Here is a 23,150-nt window from a genome sequence, read left to right as displayed (position 1 = left end):
ATTCAAAAAGGATTAAAAAGTGATTATAGCAATAGGGAATACGAAAGGAGGGGTGGGGAAGACCACTTTAGCTGTTCAACTCGCCATAATCCGTGCCACTGCTGGTAGAGAGGTATGGCTGATTGATGGTGATCGACAGGGTACAGCTGTTGCTGCTATCGCAGCTCGTTCTGAAGCTGGAAAGCTACCTGGGATTGCTTGTGCACAGTATCCAGACGGCCCCAATCTACGTGCCCAAGTTCAGCAGCAGCGTGATAAATGGGATGATATTATCATCGATGTTGGCGGCCGAGATTCTACAGCGCTTCGTGCAGCACTCATTCTCGCTGATACGCTTCTGGTTCCGTTTGCGCCGCGTTCCTATGACGTATGGGCACTAGACGACATGGCTGCTCTTATTGATGAAGCACGAAGTGTTCGGGATGGATTGCGTGCTGTAGCTGTTATGAACCAAGCCGATCCAGGAGACCATTCAACGGATAATGCAGAGGCTGCTGCAGCAGTGAAAGAAGTGCCGCAATTCATTTATCTGCCGATACCAATTCGACGCCGCAAAGCGTTCAGTAATGCTGGTGGAGCAGGTCTGTCTGTTTCCGAACTGACACCGCGAGACCCTAAAGCTGTCGCTGAAATTTCTGCACTTGCAAATGCCGTTTTTAATCCAATTTGAATATTCATAACATATTAAGGATAGATTAAATGGCAATTCATCGCAAAGCTAAACCAACGCCGGTAGAATCTGCTGCAGATGCTTTCGTTACTGGAGCTCCGGATGCAGGAAAAACAAAGCCTCTATCATACGACAAAGGGTTGCCAAAGGGACATAAACGCCAGATTAGTTTGACCATTGCTCCAGACTTGTTACGGCGTGTTGATGAACGCGCTGAAGCTATGGGAACAGGCCGAGCTGCGTTTATCAGTATGGCAATTTTTAAAGCGTTAGAAGAAAGTTAAAATAATATTTTAAGAATATTCAAAAAATATCTTAATGGTAATTTTCTGGGTTAATTTTAGAGCCACTGAACGCGCATATGTCTCCCTAAAGGGGATCTCGGCGGTGCTGTCACATTAACTCTGACCTGTGATAGTCTCCGCTGATGAGCGCTGGATCTGTGAGCTACAAACGACATCGTTTTCCGAGTGAGCTGATCGCGCATGCGGTATGGCTGTATTTCCGGTTTCCCCTGAGCTTTCGTCTGATTGAGGAGATGCTGCTCGAACGCGGGATTGTTGTGTCGTATGAGACGATCCGCCGGTGGAGCCTAAAATTTGGAGTGGCCTTTGCCCGCTCGCTGCGCCGCAAGGCCGCTAGACCCGGGGATATCTGGCATCTCGACGAGGTCCGGGTCGTGATCCATGGCCGGCCACACTGGCTGTGGCGCGCCGTCGATCAGGACGGTTACGTTCTCGACGAAATCCTGCAGACCCGAAGGAACACTAAAGCCGCAAGGCGATTGCTGACGCGACTGCTGAAAAAGCAGGGTATCCGGCCCGCGCGCTTGGTCACCGACAAGCTGGGCTCTTACGGGGCGGCCAGACGTAAACTGAGGCTCACGGTCCGGCACCTATCCCACAAGGGCCTGAACAACAGGGCGGAGAACAGCCATCTGCCACTGCGAAAACGCGAACGGGTCATGCAGAAATTCCGCTCACCTGGGGGATGCCAGCGCTTCGTCTTCGTTTTCTCCGCCGTCCGCAACCTCTTCGTCCCGCCCCACTCCATCGACAATGCCCTCTCCCGGCACATCCATCGGATCAGGGCTTTCGTCCAGTGGAACAACGCTACCGCGCTTACCGCCTGAATGCGTCAACACCGAGAGGAGCTCAACAAACCAAAGTTAATGTGACAGCACCGCTGAGGTTCCCTATGTGGAAGACCGAAATCCGCGTCCGCTATAATCGGGACCGTCTGCGTTACCCGAGCGATCGGCTGATAAGGAACGGGCGTTGATCAGGTCGGTCACTCGCCACGCGAAGCGTGGCGGCATCTGGCCTGATTCGGTTGATGGTCAGAAGCCTATGTCATAGCTAATATTCTTTCCAAATGGACTCTGAGGGTGAGAGCTTCTCGTTTACCTCACGTTCAGAATCTGCTTTTGCCAGGATGCCTCTCCTTGATACTTGCTTCGTCGATGTAGGTTTCGACGATCTGCAGGCTTCTGTGTCGGGAGAAGCGTTTCAGTTCCAGCAGGTCATAGCCGTCCTTTGCGCCGGTGCTGATGGCGCCGCGTCGAAGACTATGACCCGAGAAGTCGCCTTCCAGACCAGCCGCACCACACCGCTTGCGAATAATGTCCGCGACAGAACGGTCGGAGAGTGCGACAGAACCGATCTTTGGCGGGGCAGGGGGTTCACCGGGCCTGGAGACTGGTGCAAGCCAGATCCGTCGAAACACCGGCCCAGCTTCTATGCCGACGGTTTTGATCCAGGCTTCATAGGCCCGCACCGGGCAGTTCCGGGTAATCCCACGTGGAATGCCGATCAGCACCCCCTTTGCGGCCGGGTCGCCTTTCGATCGCCTCAGCCGGATCCGCATGCCATCATCGTCGGTGACGATGTCGCTGACCTCCAGACCGGCCAACTCGGAGCGCCGGAATGCTCCTGCAAAACCGAGCAGGAGGATCGCACGATCACGGACGGCAACCGGATCCTGCCCCTGGATCGCATCGACCGCTTCGGTCAGCCGGTCCCAGGTGAGGGCAGTCTTCTGACGTGGTGCAGGATCGTCGTCCTCCCGCCGGATACCGGCCAGCGTGGCCGAAACAAGGGGATGGGATGTCGGCACGGCAACCTGTGCAAGATGATGCAGATAGCGCAAGGCGGCCCGGTGAAGATCGATGGTGCTGGTTCTGCGCTTGCGCAGCGCCATGTCGGCAAGATAGGCGGCGACGTCCTCACTGCGTGCGGGAAGGGCAGGGAGGTCGTGGGTATTGGCCCACTGGCACCAGGCCCGCACAGCGGCGCGGTATCCCCGTAACGTGTTGGCGGCCTTGCTTCGTTGCACGTAGGCGTCCACCGCCTGGCGTGCGGTGTGCAGCTTTCCGTCGTGCGCGGGGACCGGCTGGGAAGAGACGAGGGCGAACCAGCGGGCGACAGTTACCGGCGCCTGCCCGACGGGCGGTGGTGGTCGGGCAGGGGGAGCGGAAACGGGAGTGGCTTCTTCCTCGATGTTTCGGATCCAGGCCACGAACCGTGGAATACCGTCGTCGATTTCCAGCCCAACCGCCAGTTCGGATCCGATCGGCGCATCGCCGAGATGATCGCGTGCCAGATGCTCGGCCGCGGCGAGATAGGGCATGGCGCGCCCGATCGTGCGATCGGGCGCATACGCCCCGTCGGGCATCTCGGTTCCAGCGATCACCAGGGGAAGGGGAGGGGAAAATCGCGCCGTCGACAGGATCTGGCTGGCGGCCGTCAGGTCTGTGTGCTCCAGCTGGCTGCGGGTGAGGCGATCGACCCGCTCAAGGATCGCGCGACGCGCTCTGGCCCGTGACCCGAGAATGCGGACTTCACTGAGCATCCGGCACATCCTTCCTGAGGGACGCGCCCTGTTGGCGGATGCGTGCGTCGGCACGGGCGTCCTGGTCGCGCACAAGCCAGTAGACGATCCCGAGTGCGAGGACCGCAGCGGCGAGGGAGAGCACGTCCATGGGGGCGATGGTCTGCAGGTCCAGGAGGATGAACTTGCGTGCGATCGCGAGCAGGGCGATCAGGACGATCGTGCGCACCCGTACGATATTCTCGCCATGGGCGAGCACGGCCAGCAGGGAGCGCTTGAATTCGAGGGCGATCAGAACTGTGAAGACGGCCCCGAAAACGGTCTGGAACACCCCCTGGTCCGTGGGATCGACAGCAGACCTGGAGAGCAGGTGCCAGACCGCCACCACGAGGTGAGCGGTAGCCGAGACCGTAACGGCCATGATCAGACCGATCAGGACGAGCATGATAGCCTGCTCGAAGCGCTCATAGAGCGTCAGACCACTTGAAGGCGAAAGCATATTGCGCCACGGCGTGGTCCAGCGGCGGGCGGTACGGGGAGTGGATGAAGAGGGCTGCGTGATCATAGGGCTGCGGTTTCGGCAACAATCATCGTTCAGAGAGAATAATTCCCCGCCCGGGTGGCGCTGTCAACCTACTTCCGACAAGGTAACTTATCGGAAGTAGGTGGCGGGGAAGGGGGAATTTTCAGGAAAAGACGGAGTTTGAAGTTAAACGGTAATTAAGGTAATCTTATCCTCTCAAGGCCTGAGGAGTGTGTCCCAGAACATGTTCGGGGAATGACCCTTCGAAATTTCCACCTGTCTGTACATCGGGAGATGGACTTCCAGCATGTCAATAGTGTCCCCGGGCATCATCAGACGCGATAACCGGCCTGGTCACGGCAGTCTGCTGGCTTTGACCCGCGCTGCGCTGATTTTTGGTCGGCTGGACCAGCGCCTGCACACCCATCCTCTGCTTCCCGCAATCCTGTTCCGGGAGCGCCTGGAGGCGGCGCGCGCCTGTGCTGCCGTGGATGGTTTCCTCATCGATCCGTGGCATCTTGCCGCCGAACTGGAAGGCCTGAAACCACGGGTTGTCGGGGAAAGCGCCTATGAGCGCGGCGATGTGATTGATGCGGCCCGCGCGGCCTTTGAGCAGTATCTTTGGCTGGCCCGTCCTGACGGCCGGCAGAAAGATGCCATGGTCCCGCCCGAAGCCCTTCTGCAAGCGGAAGCCAGGCAGGCCGGGCCGCTCCTGGGAGCCGCACGCGCGTTTCATCACTGGATCGAGACAGGTCACGATCGCAGCTCCATGCGGGGCGCTCTGGTGAGTTTCTGGCAGGAGAGCCATCTGCTGCGTACACCGTTACCGCTTGTTGCGGCCAGAGCATTCGCCAGTGACGCCCCATGGTCTCCCTCAGAATGGATCCCGCTATTTCTCTCACGCCTGGCCGAAGACGCTCAAGCCATGGAGCAGCGCGTCATTGCCCTGGAGCACGGGTGGCGCATGGCGCGGGCGAAAGCCTCTGGTCAGCGCAGCACCTCACGGGCTACTGCCGCGCTGGACTTCATTGCCGCCTTTCCGGTGCTCTCCGCCTCGCGTCTGGCCGGCATGCTGGGCATCTCGCTCAAGGCCGCCTATCTGCACCTCGAACGGTTTCTGGCCGAAGACCTGATCGTGGAAGTGACACATCGATCCGCACGCAGGCTCTTTGCACTGAAGGGAATGGCGCCTCTCCGGGAAGCAGTACGCCCACCCCGCCGTCCTCTTCCCGGTCGCAGCCGCGGTCGTCCCCGTCGTGACGAGGACATCCTGCCCCAGCTTCCCCCTGAGCCGATGGGCCCGTCCGCTATGACCGATCTTTCAAGACGCAGCCCGGAGCCGATTGACTATACGGCTTTAGAGGAGGCTCTGGCAGCAGCGGATGCCGCCATGACGCGGTTTCGCTCTGTTATCGACTGACACGCTACTCTCACCGCAGCGTATTCCACGGACCGTGATCAGCATCCCGTGGAACGGGTAATCGCGATCGATCGGAGTGCGCAAATAGATTGCCGCTCCAAATCACGCTTCAATATGGGCAAAAAGGTTGCCTAACGGACGGCGTCCACGCAAGGCGCTCTGCTACACCCCATTACGTACCCTTAGCCGTTCTTGCTTTGGGGTAGACTGCCGGCGAGCGTGCGACTATCCCGGTAGAAGCCTCAATGGGACAACATGGTTTCTAAATCGTTAAAGCGAACGAGGTTGTCCACGGTGCCGAGGAGTCTACAAACGTAAGCGTGAGAGAACCTCCGTGCAAAACGGTGCTGTCACATTAACTTTGGTTTGTTGAGCTCCTCTCGGTGTTGACGCATTCAGGCGGTAAGCGCGGTAGCGTTGTTCCACTGGACGAAAGCCCTGATCCGATGGATGTGCCGGGAGAGGGCATTGTCGATGGAGTGGGGCGGGACGAAGAGGTTGCGGACGGCGGAGAAAACGAAGACGAAGCGCTGGCATCCCCCAGGTGAGCGGAATTTCTGCATGACCCGTTCGCGTTTTCGCAGTGGCAGATGGCTGTTCTCCGCCCTGTTATTCAGGCCCTTGTGGGATAGGTGCCGGACCGTGAGCCTCAGTTTACGTCTGGCCGCCCCGTAAGAGCCCAGCTTGTCGGTGACCAAGCGCGCGGGCCGGATACCCTGCTTTTTCAGCAGTCGCGTCAGCAATCGCCTTGCGGCTTTAGTGTTCCTTCGGGTCTGCAGGATTTCGTCGAGAACGTAACCGTCCTGATCGACGGCGCGCCACAGCCAGTGTGGCCGGCCATGGATCACGACCCGGACCTCGTCGAGATGCCAGATATCCCCGGGTCTAGCGGCCTTGCGGCGCAGCGAGCGGGCAAAGGCCACTCCAAATTTTAGGCTCCACCGGCGGATCGTCTCATACGACACAACAATCCCGCGTTCGAGCAGCATCTCCTCAATCAGACGAAAGCTCAGGGGAAACCGGAAATACAGCCATACCGCATGCGCGATCAGCTCACTCGGAAAACGATGTCGTTTGTAGCTCACAGATCCAGCGCTCATCAGCGGAGACTATCACAGGTCAGAGTTAATGTGACAGCACCGTTGCGAGGCTGACATGGACATGATGGCGCACTCCGTCCAATCGGCTTCGCCCGACACCTCAGAAAGGGTCGGTGGCCTGATTGCATAGGTTTGTCGGGATTAGTGGCAAGGAGCGGGAAGGGGAGCGTCTACTCTCTCTTCATCCCTTGTCCTTGATGCTTTCCGAACAACCGGGCCGGAGTGGGTGGCGCAAGTGCGGTGCGAAGCGCCGGGAGCGGAGCCACGCACAGGCCGCGCAGCGGACGAGCATGGAGAGCACCCACCACTTGCAGCGCACGCTCCGGGCTGGTGATCCTTCTGTCCTATGCAACGTTGCATAGCCTTGGAACTGTCAGATTATTTCCCTCTACTAGCCCAGTAATTGATCAATCATATCGCGAGCTTGTCGGAGATCATTTTTCTCTTCCTCTGACAAAGCTATCTTCTTGTCACCTATGCTTGTGGTTTCCTTTATAAATCTACGAATAGTTTTGAAAGCCTTCAGCTCGGATCCTGTTTTTTTTCCCGCTATGTTCTGCGATTTCGTATCAGCCTTTTTGCGTAAATCTTGCACTTCGGCCACTGTCGCGGAGCCGGTCATCACTCGATCCATCAAGACCTGCTGCTGAGCTGGATCCTCTTCACGCACTATTTGAACTAGTACGTTAATGGGAACTGCGTGAGCCGATGCGAAATCTAAAAAAGCACTAGGAAGATCGAGAATGCGCAGCGTGCGATTTACCCTAGATTGACTTAACCCTAGCTGGCGGCCTGTTTCGCTTTGTGACCAGTTATTTAAGTCCATTATATTGCGTAGCCCACGCGCCTCTTCCACTGCTGACAGATCAGTTCGGAGTAAATTTTCAACCAAGCTTGCCGCTCTATAATCACCTTCATATTCAATAGCTGGAAGCTTCTCCCAGCCAAGGCTGGCAGCTGCTCTCCACCGTCTTTCACCTGCAACGATAATCCATTTTGCAGAACCTTCTTCTGCTTCTCTAACAAGGATTGGCTGCAGAATTCCCCGTTCTGAAAGAGAAGTAGCTAACGCTTTAATATCTTCCGAATTGAATAACTTGCGAGGTTGATCAGGGTCAGGAACTAATTCAGAAAGCTGCACCTCGAAGCTATGATTAAATCTTCCCTTACCGAGAAATGGAGTTGAGAAAGACGTTGTTATACCCTTTTGTGCTTCTAGAAAGGCCGAGGGGTTTCTCTTCTTGAATGTTCTAGCCACGGACATCTTCCTCTGTTTGGTTTAAGTCCAAACCATCGGTGGCTAGCGTAGGCTGATTTCCATTGCTGATAGCTTCGGCAAGTCTCACGTAAGGGCGCACAGCAGGGTTGGTTGGTGATACTTCCACGGAGATCTTTCCTTCCCAAGCTGCATTACTAAAAGCAGTACTACTTGGCACCGGTTCCAAAACGTCAGCCTTCCCCGCAAGCGTTGTTATTAGATGCTCTATTATTCCAACATCAACGTATTGGTTAGACGAAAATTGAGTGGGAATTACTCCACCAATTCTCAGACGTGGGTTGGACCGACGGTTTACTTTGGAGATCGTGTCTAGGATCAGGTTCACCCCCATAACGTCATATGGTTCTGTACGAACAGGAATGAAAACCTGATTTCCGGCTGTTAATGCCATCCACGTTAGAAAGCCTAGGTGCGGTGGACTATCGATTATAATGTAGTCAAAATCATTCTGTACGCCTTGAATGGCCTCACGAAGCAGACCTTCTGTACCAGGTTCCCTGCGAACATCTACTTCGGCCAGATCAATATGACTTGGTATAAAAGAGAACGGTAGAATTCGTCCGTTTCCAAGTTCCGTTGATTTGTCGAGTATCACGTCAGCAAAGGGGATTCCCTTAAGCAATGCCGCATCGAGTGTTCTGCCATTGCGATATAGCTCTACTAAAGCATCGCCAACGAGTGCTGAGGTTGCACTGGCTTGTGGATCTGCATCTATTAGCAGCACGCGATAGTTAAGGCGACTTAAAGCATATGCAACATTTAAGGCGCTTGTCGTTTTACCAACTCCACCTTTTTGGTTGGCAAAGACTATGACTTGCAATGGCTGAGGTCTGCGCTCGATTAGCTGCTGTAGTTCGTTCAACACCTCCGAAGGGATAGGCTGGCGTCCGTTTTCCCAACGTGAGATCGTGTGTCGATCATAGTTTCTAGAAAGCCGTTCGTTTAATAAGGATTTTAACTCAGCCTGTGAAAGACCTAAGTTCGTCCTAATTTTCTTAAGAGTATTGCCTGCATTCTTTTCCGTCATCACCACTCTCCTGTCATCTATCACAGTGAGTGTTGAGCAATCAACACCCCCCTGTCAACACTCAACATCAACGGAGAGGGTATTGGACTAAACTCACGCACTTTTTTTGCGTAAACAACTGATGTAATTGGAAAATATTTTTTCTGATGATGTGGTTTTAAAACTGAACAAACCAGACCGTGAGAGAAGTCCAATCCAAAGACGTTTCTTAAAGCAAATACCGGTTACGCTCTTTTACTGGTGCCGGGGAAGGAAATAGGGTTAGACCTTGACGGTCGTCTATAGTTACTACGGCCTCAGGGTAAACGGACAGAGCAAGATTTAAAGATGGGATGATGTCCCGTCTGAAAAAACGAAGTTCTCTATAATCGGGACCAAATTGACTTTTAAGGGCTGCCCAACTCACTTTAACAGGCCCTGGCAGAATGTGGAGACGGTAAGCAAGCCAAATATAAAGGTCAATAGCCATTGACCTACCTGAGATTTGGCGAATTGCCACTTCACGTAAAGGTAGTGGATGCTGAATCAGACTGTTATAGAAGGACTCATCGAGAGTTACTACTTCTAGCCACAGTGACTGCTGATCTGAGTTTGATGGATCCAGAGGAAATATAGCGTCTCGTACGAATGCGCCGTTACTGACATACTGATTCCCGGCATCTGATCGGAAAAAGGTTAGTCGGCAGCGGCTAATTCTTCGACTTTGCTCTCTTACTAAATTGTAAGTTTTTCCTCCAATAGATAGATTCATTGCTGAAAGCCAAGCGTTCATTGACGCTCCGAGTTCAATTTGTCTGCTTTTATTTCTGACTGCTTGTGTCTGAAGATATAAAAGTATCAGTCGTGCTACTGAACCATAAGGAATGCCTACAGGCTCTTTATTGGCATCAAGACCGCTTTCAATGAGTAATTTTACTGGTCCACCGTCGCGTTCCCAAACAGGAGAGTTGGGTTTTTTGTGGGGAAGGGCGGCCATTGCGAAGCCTGCATGTGCAATACCGATAGCTTGTTGTTCGTCGCACAGCACTTCGTGGGCAGCATCGACACAAGCACGAGAGTTCTTGTCGATGTTTTGCAATCGCCGGGCCTCATCAAGACCATGCTGCAACAAAAGATGATGAACGTCTGCCATTACCCTGACCCTGACGTAGCATGTGGGCTTTGGTCAAGTTGGACTTTACTCACAGAAGTTTTCCACGTGATTAGGTTGGACGTTACTCACGGATTTTGGACTTCTCTCACGCAGCAAATTGAAGATTATTAGATTTATATTATTTGCTGTGTGAGTAGGGTCCAGTGGATTAACCAGAGTCGTGTGAGAAGAGTCCAATTGTACCGTGAGTAAAGTCCAATGCCCCCTGAAAGTTTGGTCTTGCCAATTGTTGTTGGGAGCTTTTCCAATGGATTAGCCGTGAGTAAAGTCCAATAAATCCCGACTCTATGCAACGTTGCATAGAGTCAGTCTGATTCCCTGATGTGAGATATATGGTCGGCTTTCATTAAGAATCGTATAGCATTCATCTATCAGTCTAAATTTCTCTAAAAACGCGTCTTTCCTGGATGTTTTGAAAGAGCTTGATCCTCCTCAATATAAGCCTCCAGTACGCGGTAATCGCGATGACGGGAAAATCGTTTGAGTGACATCAGGTCAATGCCGTCCTGAGCGCCTGTCGTGATGGCACCCCGACGTAGACTGTGCCCGCTAAAATCGCCCTCAATCCCCGCAGCCTGACAGCGGCGTTTGATGATTGTGGCTATCGACGCGGAAATCTCACAAAAGGGTTGTACATCGGGTTAGATTATGAAAAAGTCTGTTTTGCACAAAAGAATTTCTCATAAGCAATAAACGAACCCGATGCAGACAGAGTGTAGCGCAAGCGCGTATGAGTTTCCAGCCTCCTGTGGACGGCGTGTTGTGGCCCGTTTTGACGGGGGTCGCATGAGTTCGGATGGGGGCGTCATTCTGGTGAAGCAGGCTGATGACATTCTGGGTCTCAGCTGCCGCTTTGCTGCCTGTTTTCGCGATAAGCGGCATCCCGGCTTTGTGGAATACCGGGTTGAAGACCTTGTCCGTCAGCGGATCTTGGGACTGGCCCTGGGCTATGAAGACCTCAATGATCATGATGCCTTGCGTCATGACCTGATCTTTGGTCTGGCCTCGGGCCGTCTGTCAGGAGGTCGGGCCAACTGTGCGGCACTGGCCGGAAAATCCACACTAAATCGGCTGGAGCGCAGTGGCCACAAAGCAGACCGTTACTGCCGCATCATTGCTGATCATGAGGCACTGGCTACCCTGTTCGTGACGCTCTTCATGGACCAGCATGAGCGCGTACCCGCCCGCATCGTTCTGGATGTGGATGCCACCGATGGGTGCTGTCACATTAACTCTGACCTGTGATAGTCTCCGCTGATGAGCGCTGGATCTGTGAGCTACAAACGACATCGTTTTCCGAGTGAGCTGATCGCGCATGCGGTATGGCTGTATTTCCGGTTTCCCCTGAGCTTTCGTCTGATTGAGGAGATGCTGCTCGAACGCGGGATTGTTGTGTCGTATGAGACGATCCGCCGGTGGAGCCTAAAATTTGGAGTGGCCTTTGCCCGCTCGCTGCGCCGCAAGGCCGCTAGACCCGGGGATATCTGGCATCTCGACGAGGTCCGGGTCGTGATCCATGGCCGGCCACACTGGCTGTGGCGCGCCGTCGATCAGGACGGTTACGTTCTCGACGAAATCCTGCAGACCCGAAGGAACACTAAAGCCGCAAGGCGATTGCTGACGCGACTGCTGAAAAAGCAGGGTATCCGGCCCGCGCGCTTGGTCACCGACAAGCTGGGCTCTTACGGGGCGGCCAGACGTAAACTGAGGCTCACGGTCCGGCACCTATCCCACAAGGGCCTGAACAACAGGGCGGAGAACAGCCATCTGCCACTGCGAAAACGCGAACGGGTCATGCAGAAATTCCGCTCACCTGGGGGATGCCAGCGCTTCGTCTTCGTTTTCTCCGCCGTCCGCAACCTCTTCGTCCCGCCCCACTCCATCGACAATGCCCTCTCCCGGCACATCCATCGGATCAGGGCTTTCGTCCAGTGGAACAACGCTACCGCGCTTACCGCCTGAATGCGTCAACACCGAGAGGAGCTCAACAAACCAAAGTTAATGTGACAGCACCCTTTTATGATACAGGATAAAAGAACGGAGAGAATCAGGTCTTTTGGGCCTCGCAAAAAGCAGAAAAATTGAATAAAGACGCTCTGCACACTCTATTTCGAGCGTTAGATGCTTCTCGAGACATGAATAGAGCGCATGAATTCCCTATAGCTATGCATTGCGATGACGAAAACTGTGTCAAAAATGCAGCATTTCTTGAGCAAAATATTACACACCCGGAATATTGGGATCGACCGATTGGGAAATTGCCTCTTAATAGGGGCACCGCTTTTTAAAAAGCATTTAACCTTTAAGTTTCGGGACTATTTTGAATGATACAAGGACATAGTAGGAAGAAGGGGAGTTCGCTTTCCTTCTCTTTGCTCTACGTCTTGCCCGTTCTGGCGATTAGTATTCCGGTTTTGACAAGCGTTGCAGAAGCTCAAACAAACGCAGAAGTCGTTCCCAAAACGCCTACTAAAACAGGCAAGGCGAAGAAAGCTCAGGCTAAAACTGCTACAAAGGCAGCACCTCAGCCCACAGCAGCCGCTTCTACCACTACCTCTGCTACGGTGACGCCTGCTGCATCTGCGACGCAGAGCCAGGCCACTTCCACGGATCAGAATTCCGTTGCATCTAAAGTTATGAAGCAGGCTTCCGATACAAATGCTGGTACGGAATCGAACACGGAAAATGTGACTGTTACAGGATCACGTCTGCTGCAAAACCGTCTGACCAATACCATGGCGACCATGGATCTGGATGCCGAGCAGATTCAGAAGCGTGGATACACGAACATCGGTTTGGCGCTGATGCGGGAAAACCCGAACTATGCTGTGCCAGATAACAGTCCGATTGGGGCTCAGCAAGGGAAGTTCGGCGCGGGGCAAACCTATGCAGATCTGTTGGGTCTTGGTTCGCAGCGTACTCTGACTCTGGTTAACGGGCGTCGCTTCGTTTCTTCCGCCACATCTTCCATTTTTGGTGTCACGGCGGGTTCTCCCGTAGACGTAGGCAACATTCCGACGCTTCTGATCAAAAAGGTGGAAACAGTCGTCGGTTCGGGTGGTCCTGTATACGGGTCTGACGCCATTGCTGGCGTACAGAACTTTGTTCTTGATGATGATTATCAGGGCGTAAAGCTGGATGGCCAGACTGGCTTCAGTCAGCGCCAAGATGCCATCAATTACCGTCTGGCAGGCAAGGTCGGTCGTCATTTTGATCATGACCGTGGCACTATTGTATTCGATGCGGAATACAATCAGGTGTTCGGTATGACCAATGCTGATCGGGCCAACTGGGTTGGTGCTGGTGATGATCGTCTGCAGTATGTGCGTAATCAGGCTGGGACTGGTTATGATCTGGCGCGTGGTGGCCGATACTATCTGCCGTTTACCACGGCTGGTGTACCGTCAATGTCTGGCGCATATTATGATCTTCCCAATGAATATGGACAGAATGTTGGAACGGCTATTACCAACTCTGCTGGCCAGCCGCTGGTATTCAGCCAGGATGGCAAGTCTCTGGTACCATTGAGGTACGGTAAACTGACGGGAGACGGGCTGACTGCGACCGGCACAAAAGCCAATAGCAATGGTTTTCCGATCAGTAATTATAATAACCTGATCACCAACCAGCAGCGCCTCAACCTGACCATGCTGGGGCATTACGATATTACAGATCATCTTCGGGCGTCGTTTGAAGGGTGGTATGTCCGGTCCTCCGCCTCTAACATGGCGAACCAACCCTACTACAATACGCAAATGTTTGGCGATGCCATGACGGATATGGATAACGCCAATGGTGCGTTGCCACTTAGTACCAATAATCCGTATCTGACATCTGCCGAACGGACCACTATTATCAATAGTTTGCAGGCAGCCGGGTTGCCGACGGACCAGTTCTATCTGGCGCGTGCGAATACAGACTATTACACCGGAAAATATACAACGAACACCAACCTGTTCCGTTTTGTTGGTGGATTACAGGGTGATTTCCATTTTGCAGGCCGCAAATTTGAATGGAAAGGCAGTGCAGAATATGGAGAGTACCGTTCCAGTACAGAACAGCGGGAAATACTGACCCAGAACTACATCAATGCACTCAACGCGGTGACAGATGCCTCTGGCAACATTGTGTGTGCTTCTGGCTATACGAGTGCTGCTTATCCGTCGCTCAATTCAACCTGTTCGCCGATCAATCCGTTTGGCGTGAATCAGTCCAGCAAAGCGGCTGCAGACTACATTCAGACAGACGCCCGTACCAAATCCATCAACCAGCAGTGGGATTTCAACGCGGATGTTCGAAGCACCGTGGTAAAACTCCCTGGCGGGCAGTGGACGTATGACCTTGGATATGAGCACCGTTACGAAGGCATGAACTTCAACCCTGGTAATTTCTACCGTGGGGAGCAAATGGCCGACGGTAGTTATCAGGCTTATGGTGCGGTCGTTCCGATGACGAGTGTTGGCGGTGCGTACCATACGAACGAAGTCTATGCGGAAACCATGATTCCGCTTGTGTCTCCGCAGATGAACATTCCGGGCGTATATGCACTGACAGCAACAGGCTCTGGTCGGTATGTGAACAACAGTGCAACGGGCGGATTCTGGGCCTATTCTGGCGGCGGTAGCTATGCGCCGGTGAAAGATATTGTTTTCCACGGCAACTATACAACGTCTTTCCGTGCACCTGCTATTACGGAACTCTACTCTCCTGATGCAACGGTGTTTGATAGTGGCACGGATCCATGTGACGTCTCTTCCATCAACTCTGGGCCCAATCCTGCTCTGCGCCGTGTGAACTGTCAGAAAGCTGGGATCCCTGCTAACTTTCAATCCAACATTCAGAAATTCACTATTAAAGGTCTCTCTGGCGGTAACCGGCACCTGCAGAATGAGCAGTCAACCCAGTTTACAGGTGGCGCTTCTTTCCAGCCGCGCTGGGTCAGGGGGCTGACAATCGGTGCGGACTTCTATGATGTTCGCGTAAAGAATGAAATTGCTGCTCTTGGGATCGAAGACATCATGGCAGCCTGCTATGATTCAACAACTTACCCGAATAACCAGTATTGTCAGGCGTTCTCGCGTGATTCAAATGGTCAGGTTAATCAAGGGTACCAGGAAGGCTACTATAATATCGGGACCGAACATTATCGCGGTCTGCAGGCGCATTTGTCTTATTTCTTACCTTTGAGCAAGCTGGGGCTTTCCGAAGATGATGGCGCGCTTCAGACGACTGTGAACTATAAGCATGGCTTTGTTCATAACGGTTCAATTCTGACCAGCCAGTATGACTATCTGGGCACATCAAGCGATCTGCGTGACAACTTTACCGCCAACTTTAACTATATGCGTGGTCCGTTGTTCGTGCAGTGGCAGATGATGTATTACGGAAAAGCCAAGTACGCGCTTCAGGTTTCGGATAGCCTATATCCGAATAACACCATGAAGCAGTATTTCATGTTCAACACGACCATTGGCTACACCTTTGCCAAGCACTACAATGTGAGCTTTGTGATGAACAACGTGTTTGATGCGAAGCCGCAGTATCCGTACCAGGGTAGCACTAACCGTTACTGGGATGCCATTATTGGCAGGAACTTCCAGGTTCAGGCTGGCGTGGAATTCTAAGAAATTTTGGTCAGGTTGCCTCGGCAGCCTGACCATTGAGCAAGATAGTGCTGGAGGGGCATCCTTGTGGGTGCCCCTTTTTTATAGGCGTTTTGTTAAATCCCCAGTAGCGTAAGCTCTTTTTGCAGATGTGGTGGTAGGTTGGATATCTGTAAGCGTGAGCTGATCCTTTCAATTACCCATAAATCTCATTCCGATTTTGGCACCGATCGCGATATCGGTGAGACGAGAGAGACCTCGCCCAGATAACCGTGTTACCTGGCGGCGGATCATTGGCTCTATTAAGATACCCGCCGAGCTTTGCAATCTTTGTTAAATATATTGAGAGGTGCTGTCACATTAACTCTGACCTGTGATAGTCTCCGCTGATGAGCGCTGGATCTGTGAGCTACAAACGACATCGTTTTCCGAGTGAGCTGATCGCGCATGCGGTATGGCTGTATTTCCGGTTTCCCCTGAGCTTTCGTCTGATTGGGGGTGCTGTCACATTAACTTTGGTTTGTTGAGCTCCTCTCGGTGTTGACGCATTCAGGCGGTAAGCGCGGTAGCGTTGTTCCACTGGACGAAAGCCCTGATCCGATGGATGTGCCGGGAGAGGGCATTGTCGATGGAGTGGGGCGGGACGAAGAGGTTGCGGACGGCGGAGAAAACGAAGACGAAGCGCTGGCATCCCCCAGGTGAGCGGAATTTCTGCATGACCCGTTCGCGTTTTCGCAGTGGCAGATGGCTGTTCTCCGCCCTGTTGTTCAGGCCCTTGTGGGATAGGTGCCGGACCGTGAGCCTCAGTTTACGTCTGGCCGCCCCGTAAGAGCCCAGCTTGTCGGTGACCAAGCGCGCGGGCCGGATACCCTGCTTTTTCAGCAGTCGCGTCAGCAATCGCCTTGCGGCTTTAGTGTTCCTTCGGGTCTGCAGGATTTCGTCGAGAACGTAACCGTCCTGATCGACGGCGCGCCACAGCCAGTGTGGCCGGCCATGGATCACGACCCGGACCTCGTCGAGATGCCAGATATCCCCGGGTCTAGCGGCCTTGCGGCGCAGCGAGCGGGCAAAGGCCACTCCAAATTTTAGGCTCCACCGGCGGATCGTCTCATACGACACAACAATCCCGCGTTCGAGCAGCATCTCCTCAATCAGACGAAAGCTCAGGGGAAACCGGAAATACAGCCATACCGCATGCGCGATCAGCTCACTCGGAAAACGATGTCGTTTGTAGCTCACAGATCCAGCGCTCATCAGCGGAGACTATCACAGGTCAGAGTTAATGTGACAGCACCTGTTAGAGCGGCGCAACAAGGTCATAGCTCACTCCGATGCTGATCGGCAGCGCATTAGCTTCACAACCGAATGCTTCAGTTTGGAAAACAAGCTGGTAATGATGCCACGTTGGGACTTCGACGATGCGCTGGAATTTTTTGCTAAGCGGGAGGCGTTGGTTGCGTGGTTTGGCACCCTTATGTCGGCGACTAGCAAACGTCTATTTGAACAAGTGCAAAGCATGTCGGAGATACGCTTCGTTCGTGATCATACTTTGATTGTAAGTTCCGGCGCAGAAGAGGGCTAGGGCGTGTCGTCAGTTAAACGGGGGGCTTATGAAGCTTGTACTCCCGTTTGATCTGTGATGTTTTCTTCCTGTTTCTGGAACGGGGAGAGTGTGAATGCGACGGTATGGTCTGAGCGATGGTCAGTGGGAACGGATAAAAGATCTTCTCCCGGGTCGCGAAGGTCATGTCGGTGGGACGGCTGCGGATAACCGTCTGTTTATCGAAGCCGTGCTGTATCGTTACCGTGCAGGCATTCCCTGGCGTGATCTGCCTGCCCGGTTCGGGGACTGGAAGAACGTGCACCGGCGGCTGCGTCGCTGGTGCGAAGGCGGCGTGATCGAGCGGATTTTCCGGCATCTGGCTGCTGACCATGACAACGAATACATGATGATCGACAGCACCATTGTCCGTGCTCACCAGCATAGCGCGGGCGCCCGTAAAAAAGGGGGATGGATCAGGCCACCGGGCGGTCCCGTGGCGGACTGACCACGAAAATCCATGCCATTGTCGATGCCGCGGGAAAGGCTGTGGCTCTTTCCCTGACGCCCGGACAAAGGGCCGACATCACAGAAGCAGAGCCATTGCTCGATGAAGTCGATCCCGAGGTCTTCATCGCCGACAAGGCTTATGATGCCGATCCCCTCATCGAAAAGCTTGAAGAGCGGGGGATCACACCGGTTATTCCGTCAAAGAAAAACCGACGCAATCCACGGAAAATCCTCTTTTCGCTTTATAAAAAACGAAACATCATCGAACGCTTCTTCGCCAGACTTAAACAGTTCAGAGGTATTGCAACACGATATGACAAGCTGAAGTCAACTTTCCTCGCAGCCGTGCAATTCGTCTCCGCCATCATTGGAATTAACTGACGACACACCCTAGTCGAAGTTGACAACTGGAATTTCGGCACCCTCGGGAATGGTCATGGCTGTGATGCGCGCGATGTTGAACTCCGGATCGTTGAAGACCAACTGCCATTGCCCGTAATAGGTTGCAAACGGCCCCTTGACGATCGACCCGCCAAGCTCGGGCACCTTGTGCGCGATCTCATCTACCGTTGCCCAGTCTTCAACCACGAACGTCACCATCGTGCCGGTGCTGGATGTTGGTGTCCTGCGTCTCTCACGATCCTTCAGGCCCAGAAGCTCATAGGCCGGGACACCGTTGAAGGCCAGCTGGAAGCCGTTGCCTTGCAGAACCCGGTAGATCGGCGAAGAGGCATCGGGAATGTCGTCCCAACCCAGGATTGCAGCGTAAAATTGTTTCTGTTTCTCCACATCATCGCAAAAGATGTTGTGCATAGGCTGGAACTTGTCTGCACTGGCCATCGGTGTGTCCACGCTCCTCTTGAGATCAGGCATTGAGGTCGCCGTCGGCGCATCGAGACGACATCTTTATGTCCAGGGGGGCCGCCAGTCCCGCATCCATCAGCGTCCCGACAAGCTCGGCGTGATAGGCGGCATAGGCTTTCACTGAAACATAGCGGTCCTCGGGTCTGATGATGTTGAACATCAGCGATCCTTGGCGGACACTGGGCAGCACCCAGGACTTGTAGGCCCATTCCGGGTCCGCATGCGTGAAGTAGTCCGAGTTCTTCGGTCGCAGCCATCTTGCGCCGTCATGAGGTTGATCGATATTGCCGACCGACGCGTTGAAGGCCCTAAGTGCCTTCTTCGGTTCGGCGGTGTTCACATACAAGGCCAACTTTCTTCCTTTCCGTTCCAAATCTATCCGCCTGACAGGTTTCGTGACTGCTCAATTCAGTCGAACCTCATCAAAGCGCACGTCCATCCACCGGAGGAAGGTTTCCACCAGCCTCGTGTAGTACAGCTTGACCACGTCAGGTGGGATGCCTTTGCCGCCGTCGGCATGAAGTTCGAAGGTCAACGTGCCCGCATCGACGCTTGGCACAAGCATTGCGCCGATATCCGACACGTCTTCGGAATGCTGGTAGGAGGTATCACCCTTCAGCATCCAGCCTTCCGCCTTCCCCCACGCTTCTTCCTGGACAATTCTCCGGTTGAACTCCCGAAGCAGCGCATCGGGAGAACTGGTCATGAAATGGACTGACACTGGGATATCTCCTGAAATCCGGCCGAGCGTCAGCCCGCGACCGCATGCAGTTCAGGGTGCATCCGGTCGCTTTCAAGAACCGGCGTCAGGAGAGCCTTCTCGAAAGCCTCCTTGCCCTGCGCGTGGGCGTTTTCCAGTTCCTTGATCCATTTCCTGTACTGTATCGAGATCTTGTCGGTCACGACCGACAGTTCGTCGTCGTAAATCTCTTCTGGCCACTGCGATTCAATGACCGGCTGGTCCTCGGCAAAGACCAGGTCGTTGAAGGCGATGTGGGGATGATCCGAATCGTTCAAGCTCTTCTCGCGGGCGAAGATCAGGAAGTTCTTCGTTTGCTTCGCGTTCACCGGGCAGGACACGTTGAAGAGGACGTGAAGGTTGTTCCCCACATATTTTTGAACGGCCAGGTTGATCGTGAACGGCATACTGCAGTGGTAGGTGAAGTTGCCGATGGGTGCCTGATCGGGAACATCCATGCCCGGGGGCGTGTCATAGACAAAGCGCAGCTGGCCCTTCACGCGATCGATCGGCACGATGGGCGGCTCGGCGTTGTTCGGATCGAACAGAGTGCCGGGGTGAACGAACGCGAAGTGCGAAAAGTCCGTGAAGTTTTCCCAGCGGCGCGGTGCGCTGGCATTCCACCAGTAGGGTTCCTGCACGACAATCTTCATCCTCGGGTCATCAGCGACGCTGAAATACGGGATTTCCGTCACGTTCCACGAGCTATCCAAACGGACCCATATCAGGCCGTACTTCATTTCGCATTCATAGCTTGCCACCTTGGCGCGGGAGGAAATCTTTTGCGTCGGGCATGCCGGCATGTGGGTGCACTTGCCCTCGGCATTGTACATCCATCCGTGGTACGGACACTGGAGTTGGTCGCCTTGGACCTTTCCGCCGGACAGCTTGGCCGAGCGGTGGACGCATTGGTCTTTCATTGCGACCATCTTGCCGTCGAGACGAGCAAGAACGACCTTCTCGTCAAGTAAGGTGACAGCCATAGGGCCATTGCCCAGCGGGTCGGCCTTCTCGAACTCGTCAAGAGTCGCGACCGGATGCCAAAAGTGGCGGAGAAATTCCATGTTCTCGATCAACGGACGTACGCCCATACCGGCATTCCTTCTGTAGCTTTTGCTGCATAGAATAGAGCGGTAGTGTCAGCCCGACATGTCGCTGTTACATAGAGTTTTTATGTGAACAGGGTGTCTAAAATCCGCAACATGATCTATCTGACGTGGTCGTATAGCGTACGGCGCATTTTCCCAGACGCTTTGTTCACGCCCGTCGTCTTACAAACAAGACGGGTTTCAAGCAAAAGTGCTTTGTCCAATTCGGCCATGGGCCTGCTGGGGTGAACTGACAATATAGCGCAAGGGAACGCACCAGAAACCTTGCCCTAGAAATCCCACCTCGGTGTACAAGAGCAATGCGTCGTACAAATTTCTGTACATTAGGTCCAGATAAACTGTCTCCTTTCGACGGTGAATGACCTTACTATTACCCTGTCCAATAAGACACGTCCGGCGTCTACAATCTCTGCCGGACGTGGCGAAGCCTCGATCCTCCCTGTCGAGGCTTCGCTAGGGTGTGTCGTCAGTTAATTCCAATGATGGCGGAGACGAATTGCACGGCTGCGAGGAAAGTTGACTTCAGCTTGTCATATCGTGTTGCAATACCTCTGAACTGTTTAAGTCTGGCGAAGAAGCGTTCGATGATGTTTCGTTTTTTATAAAGCGAAAAGAGGATTTTCCGTGGATTGCGTCGGTTTTTCTTTGACGGAATAACCGGTGTGATCCCCCGCTCTTCAAGCTTTTCGATGAGGGGATCGGCATCATAAGCCTTGTCGGCGATGAAGACCTCGGGATCGACTTCATCGAGCAATGGCTCTGCTTCTGTGATGTCGGCCCTTTGTCCGGGCGTCAGGGAAAGAGCCACAGCCTTTCCCGCGGCATCGACAATGGCATGGATTTTCGTGGTCAGTCCGCCACGGGACCGCCCGGTGGCCTGATCCATCCCCCTTTTTTACGGGCGCCCGCGCTATGCTGGTGAGCACGGACAATGGTGCTGTCGATCATCATGTATTCGTTGTCATGGTCAGCAGCCAGATGCCGGAAAATCCGCTCGATCACGCCGCCTTCGCACCAGCGACGCAGCCGCCGGTGCACGTTCTTCCAGTCCCCGAACCGGGCAGGCAGATCACGCCAGGGAATGCCTGCACGGTAACGATACAGCACGGCTTCGATAAACAGACGGTTATCCGCAGCCGTCCCACCGACATGACCTTCGCGACCCGGGAGAAGATCTTTTATCCGTTCCCACTGACCATCGCTCAGACCATACCGTCGCATTCACACTCTCCCCGTTCCAGAAACAGGAAGAAAACATCACAGATCAAACGGGAGTACAAGCTTCATAAGCCCCCCGTTTAACTGACGACACGCCCTAGTCGTAGACATGGAACCCCGGCGTCAGACCAACGCCACCAGCCTATCCCGGACCGGCAACGCCGCTAACCCACGGGGTCTCCTTGCCGCTTACCAAGCGGCGTTGATCTCGATCCAGATATCTCACGACGATTGGCCCTGACGGGCCAGTGCGCAATGGCACACGCCAGCTATGTGGAAAGCGCGCGTGCCATGGCGCACACCCTCACCAACTGGCCTGGTTTTGCTCCGCCGCCATGGCCGATTTTTGCGCCGCCGTTGACAGGTTTAGAGTTATAGGTCCTGACGCACGAGTGCATAGCCTGGGTGACGAATCAATTTGTCGAAGTTTTGGCAAAGCGTATCAATTACTAGTTTGACGCGAGGGTTGCGATGGCGGGCGGCGCCATATATTGCCCAGACAGATATTTTTTCACTCTCGTTGGCTTCTTGGAGGAGCGGTATGAGGTGACCTTGAGCAACTTCATAATGCACAAAAAAGTTCGGCAGATATGCTATTGCCTCTCCTGAAACTGCATAGAATTTTGCCATCCAATAATCATGAACGCTGAATCGCACATTGTAATCGCCAATCCGCTGTCCGTCTGTGTCTTGAAGTAGCCAAGGCTCCGCTATTCCCTTGCGCGTATATTCTATGCCGGGCATTTCCCTTATATCCTCAACAGAATTAGGGGTTCCTAGCCGCTGCAGAAGTAGCGGACTAGCGTAGGCGCGATACCCAACATTGCCTAGTTTTCGACAAACGTGATGAGATGATGGGGCAGTGCCAACAAAAATAAGGCAATCAAATTCTGTTTGTTCTGGCAATGGAGTGTCACTAGGGTACATTCGTGTTTCGAAGGATAGCCCCGGATGCTCTCTTGCCAAGTACAAAGTTGCTGCGCCAATAATGCTGGTCCCAAACTCCGCACTTCCTAATATCCTCACTTTACCATTCAAGGAGCTATGGGCACGTTGAGCCGCACTTGCAGCCAGTTCGATGCTGTCAAATATACGGCCGGTATTATCTAGAAGGGCACGTCCAGAATCTGTGAGCTGCAAGCCTCTCTGAGAACGATGAAACAACTCAACTTCCAGCAAATCCTCCAGGCGGCGGATGCTGTGGCTGAGCGTTGCCTTTGGTACGCCGGAAATCATACCGGCGCGCATCAGGTTTCCCGTCCTCGCGACATGAACGAAATTGCTGATATCCTTGAATTCAACTTTGGTCGTCATGGCGGCCTGGGCTTTTCCAAACCTCGAACGGAAGGTCTGGTCAGTTGGTTTACTCCGGGTGGCAACGCGTTGCTACCAAATTATGACAGCGTTCTGTCTTCGGCAGGCGAGGTTAGCACTTTGCTGCCATTTTATGCAAGGGTGACAACAAAAATAGCTACTTAAGTAGCACTTGGTGGGGATTCCGCCCGAGAACGCTAAAGCGTGAGGAGGGTAGCACTCGGAGACCAACAGGTCGCTGGTTTAGTGCCG

General features: G+C 53.7%; 20 protein-coding genes and 3 pseudogenes. 9 read left to right on the top strand and 14 right to left on the bottom strand.

Going from position 1 to position 23,150, the window contains the following annotated elements; all coding sequences use genetic code 11:
- Positions 1-19 precede the first annotated feature (19 nt).
- From ASN_RS10685 to ASN_RS10675, 3 genes are all read left to right on the top strand, one after another.
- The gene (locus tag ASN_RS10685; protein ID WP_082666645.1) at positions 20-670 is read left to right on the top strand and encodes an AAA family ATPase; all 651 of its coding nucleotides are present in this window, start codon (positions 20-22) and stop codon (positions 668-670) included.
- A gap of 29 nt (positions 671-699) precedes the next feature.
- A complete protein-coding gene (locus ASN_RS10680; protein ID WP_040133507.1) occupies positions 700-954 on the top strand; it encodes a ribbon-helix-helix domain-containing protein in 255 nt (84 codons plus the stop codon).
- 143 nt (positions 955-1,097) lie between these two features.
- Complete coding sequence (locus tag ASN_RS10675) at positions 1,098-1,802, top strand: IS6 family transposase (protein ID WP_058988143.1); 705 nt, start codon at positions 1,098-1,100, stop codon at positions 1,800-1,802.
- Positions 1,803-2,083: 281 nt separating this feature from the next.
- On the opposite strand, the gene ASN_RS10670 is transcribed toward ASN_RS10675, so the two are convergent.
- Entirely contained in the window at positions 2,084-3,520 is a 1,437-nt protein-coding gene (locus ASN_RS10670) for a tyrosine-type recombinase/integrase (protein ID WP_058988149.1), read from the bottom strand.
- Complete coding sequence (locus tag ASN_RS10665) at positions 3,510-4,064, bottom strand: phosphate-starvation-inducible PsiE family protein (protein WP_407922282.1); 555 nt, start codon at positions 4,062-4,064, stop codon at positions 3,510-3,512. The genes ASN_RS10670 and ASN_RS10665 overlap by 11 nt, the downstream gene beginning before the upstream one ends.
- Before the next feature lie 265 nt (positions 4,065-4,329).
- Between ASN_RS10665 and ASN_RS10660 the strand changes: the two genes are divergently transcribed.
- Positions 4,330-5,442 (top strand): hypothetical protein, encoded by a 1,113-nt coding sequence (locus tag ASN_RS10660; RefSeq protein WP_231948178.1) that lies wholly within the window; start codon positions 4,330-4,332, stop codon positions 5,440-5,442.
- A 395-nt stretch (positions 5,443-5,837) separates the two neighbouring features.
- Here ASN_RS10660 and ASN_RS10655 read toward each other — a convergent pair whose 3' ends face one another.
- The 5 genes and pseudogenes from ASN_RS10655 to ASN_RS18815 all read right to left on the bottom strand — a co-directional run.
- On the bottom strand, positions 5,838-6,542 hold the full coding sequence (locus ASN_RS10655) for an IS6 family transposase (RefSeq protein ID WP_058988143.1): 705 nt from the start codon (positions 6,540-6,542) through the stop codon (positions 5,838-5,840).
- A 391-nt stretch (positions 6,543-6,933) separates the two neighbouring features.
- Positions 6,934-7,806: a ParB/RepB/Spo0J family partition protein gene (locus ASN_RS10650; protein WP_058988147.1), complete on the bottom strand. Its 873-nt coding sequence runs from the start codon at positions 7,804-7,806 to the stop codon at positions 6,934-6,936.
- Positions 7,793-8,848, bottom strand: coding sequence for an Aca2/YdiL-like domain-containing protein (locus ASN_RS10645; protein ID WP_058988146.1), 1,056 nt, complete (start codon positions 8,846-8,848; stop codon positions 7,793-7,795). Before ASN_RS10645 ends, ASN_RS10650 begins: the two co-directional genes overlap by 14 nt.
- Before the next feature lie 208 nt (positions 8,849-9,056).
- Entirely contained in the window at positions 9,057-9,980 is a 924-nt protein-coding gene (locus tag ASN_RS18820; protein WP_082666644.1) for a replication protein RepA, read from the bottom strand.
- A gap of 407 nt (positions 9,981-10,387) precedes the next feature.
- Positions 10,388-10,609 (bottom strand): annotated as a pseudogene (locus ASN_RS18815) (tyrosine-type recombinase/integrase); the annotation flags it as partial.
- A 94-nt stretch (positions 10,610-10,703) separates the two neighbouring features.
- Here ASN_RS18815 and ASN_RS10635 point away from each other — a divergent pair.
- From ASN_RS10635 to ASN_RS19240, 4 genes and pseudogenes are all read left to right on the top strand, one after another.
- Positions 10,704-11,228: pseudogene (locus ASN_RS10635) on the top strand (transposase); the annotation flags it as partial.
- 30 nt (positions 11,229-11,258) lie between these two features.
- Positions 11,259-11,963: an IS6 family transposase gene (locus ASN_RS10630; RefSeq protein WP_058988143.1), complete on the top strand. Its 705-nt coding sequence runs from the start codon at positions 11,259-11,261 to the stop codon at positions 11,961-11,963.
- A gap of 674 nt (positions 11,964-12,637) precedes the next feature.
- On the top strand, positions 12,638-15,625 hold the full coding sequence (locus ASN_RS10625) for a TonB-dependent receptor domain-containing protein (RefSeq protein ID WP_157765168.1): 2,988 nt from the start codon (positions 12,638-12,640) through the stop codon (positions 15,623-15,625).
- A gap of 368 nt (positions 15,626-15,993) precedes the next feature.
- Positions 15,994-16,092: pseudogene (locus ASN_RS19240) on the top strand (IS6 family transposase); the annotation flags it as partial.
- A 61-nt stretch (positions 16,093-16,153) separates the two neighbouring features.
- On the opposite strand, the gene ASN_RS10620 reads toward ASN_RS19240, so the two are convergent.
- Positions 16,154-16,858, bottom strand: a complete 705-nt coding sequence (locus tag ASN_RS10620) for an IS6 family transposase (RefSeq protein WP_058988143.1) — start codon at positions 16,856-16,858, stop codon at positions 16,154-16,156.
- 422 nt (positions 16,859-17,280) lie between these two features.
- Here ASN_RS10620 and ASN_RS18810 point away from each other — a divergent pair.
- A protein-coding gene (locus ASN_RS18810) for an IS5 family transposase (RefSeq protein ID WP_085948960.1) occupies positions 17,281-18,035 on the top strand; the annotation gives its coding sequence in 2 pieces (ribosomal slippage) (positions 17,281-17,617 and positions 17,617-18,035; 756 coding nt in all).
- Between the two features lie 9 nt (positions 18,036-18,044).
- Here ASN_RS18810 and ASN_RS10600 read toward each other — a convergent pair.
- From ASN_RS10600 to ASN_RS10570, 6 genes are all read right to left on the bottom strand, one after another.
- A complete protein-coding gene (locus tag ASN_RS10600; RefSeq protein WP_197603276.1) occupies positions 18,045-18,527 on the bottom strand; it encodes a VOC family protein in 483 nt (160 codons plus the stop codon).
- Positions 18,520-18,864 carry a hypothetical protein gene (locus ASN_RS10595; protein ID WP_039998263.1) on the bottom strand — a complete coding sequence of 115 codons (345 nt, stop codon included), beginning with the start codon at positions 18,862-18,864 and terminating at the stop codon, positions 18,520-18,522. Before ASN_RS10595 ends, ASN_RS10600 begins: the two co-directional genes overlap by 8 nt.
- Positions 18,865-18,921: 57 nt before the next feature.
- Positions 18,922-19,239 carry a hypothetical protein gene (locus ASN_RS10590; protein ID WP_007396212.1) on the bottom strand — a complete coding sequence of 106 codons (318 nt, stop codon included), beginning with the start codon at positions 19,237-19,239 and terminating at the stop codon, positions 18,922-18,924.
- Between the two features lie 29 nt (positions 19,240-19,268).
- The gene (locus tag ASN_RS10585; protein ID WP_007396211.1) at positions 19,269-20,348 is read right to left on the bottom strand and encodes an aromatic ring-hydroxylating oxygenase subunit alpha; all 1,080 of its coding nucleotides are present in this window, start codon (positions 20,346-20,348) and stop codon (positions 19,269-19,271) included.
- A gap of 484 nt (positions 20,349-20,832) precedes the next feature.
- Positions 20,833-21,587 (bottom strand): IS5 family transposase gene (locus tag ASN_RS18805; RefSeq protein WP_085948960.1). Its coding sequence is split into 2 segments (ribosomal slippage): positions 20,833-21,251 and positions 21,251-21,587, totalling 756 coding nucleotides; the frame shifts between segments, so codons are not numbered across the junction.
- A gap of 369 nt (positions 21,588-21,956) precedes the next feature.
- Positions 21,957-22,898, bottom strand: a complete 942-nt coding sequence (locus ASN_RS10570; protein WP_058988141.1) for a LysR family transcriptional regulator — start codon at positions 22,896-22,898, stop codon at positions 21,957-21,959.
- Positions 22,899-23,150 lie beyond the last annotated feature (252 nt).

This window comes from Acetobacter senegalensis, assembly GCF_001499615.1.
GTDB lineage: Bacteria > Pseudomonadota > Alphaproteobacteria > Acetobacterales > Acetobacteraceae > Acetobacter > Acetobacter senegalensis.
Note: the sequence above shows the minus strand (reverse complement) of the source record. Positions and strands in the feature narration are given on the sequence as shown.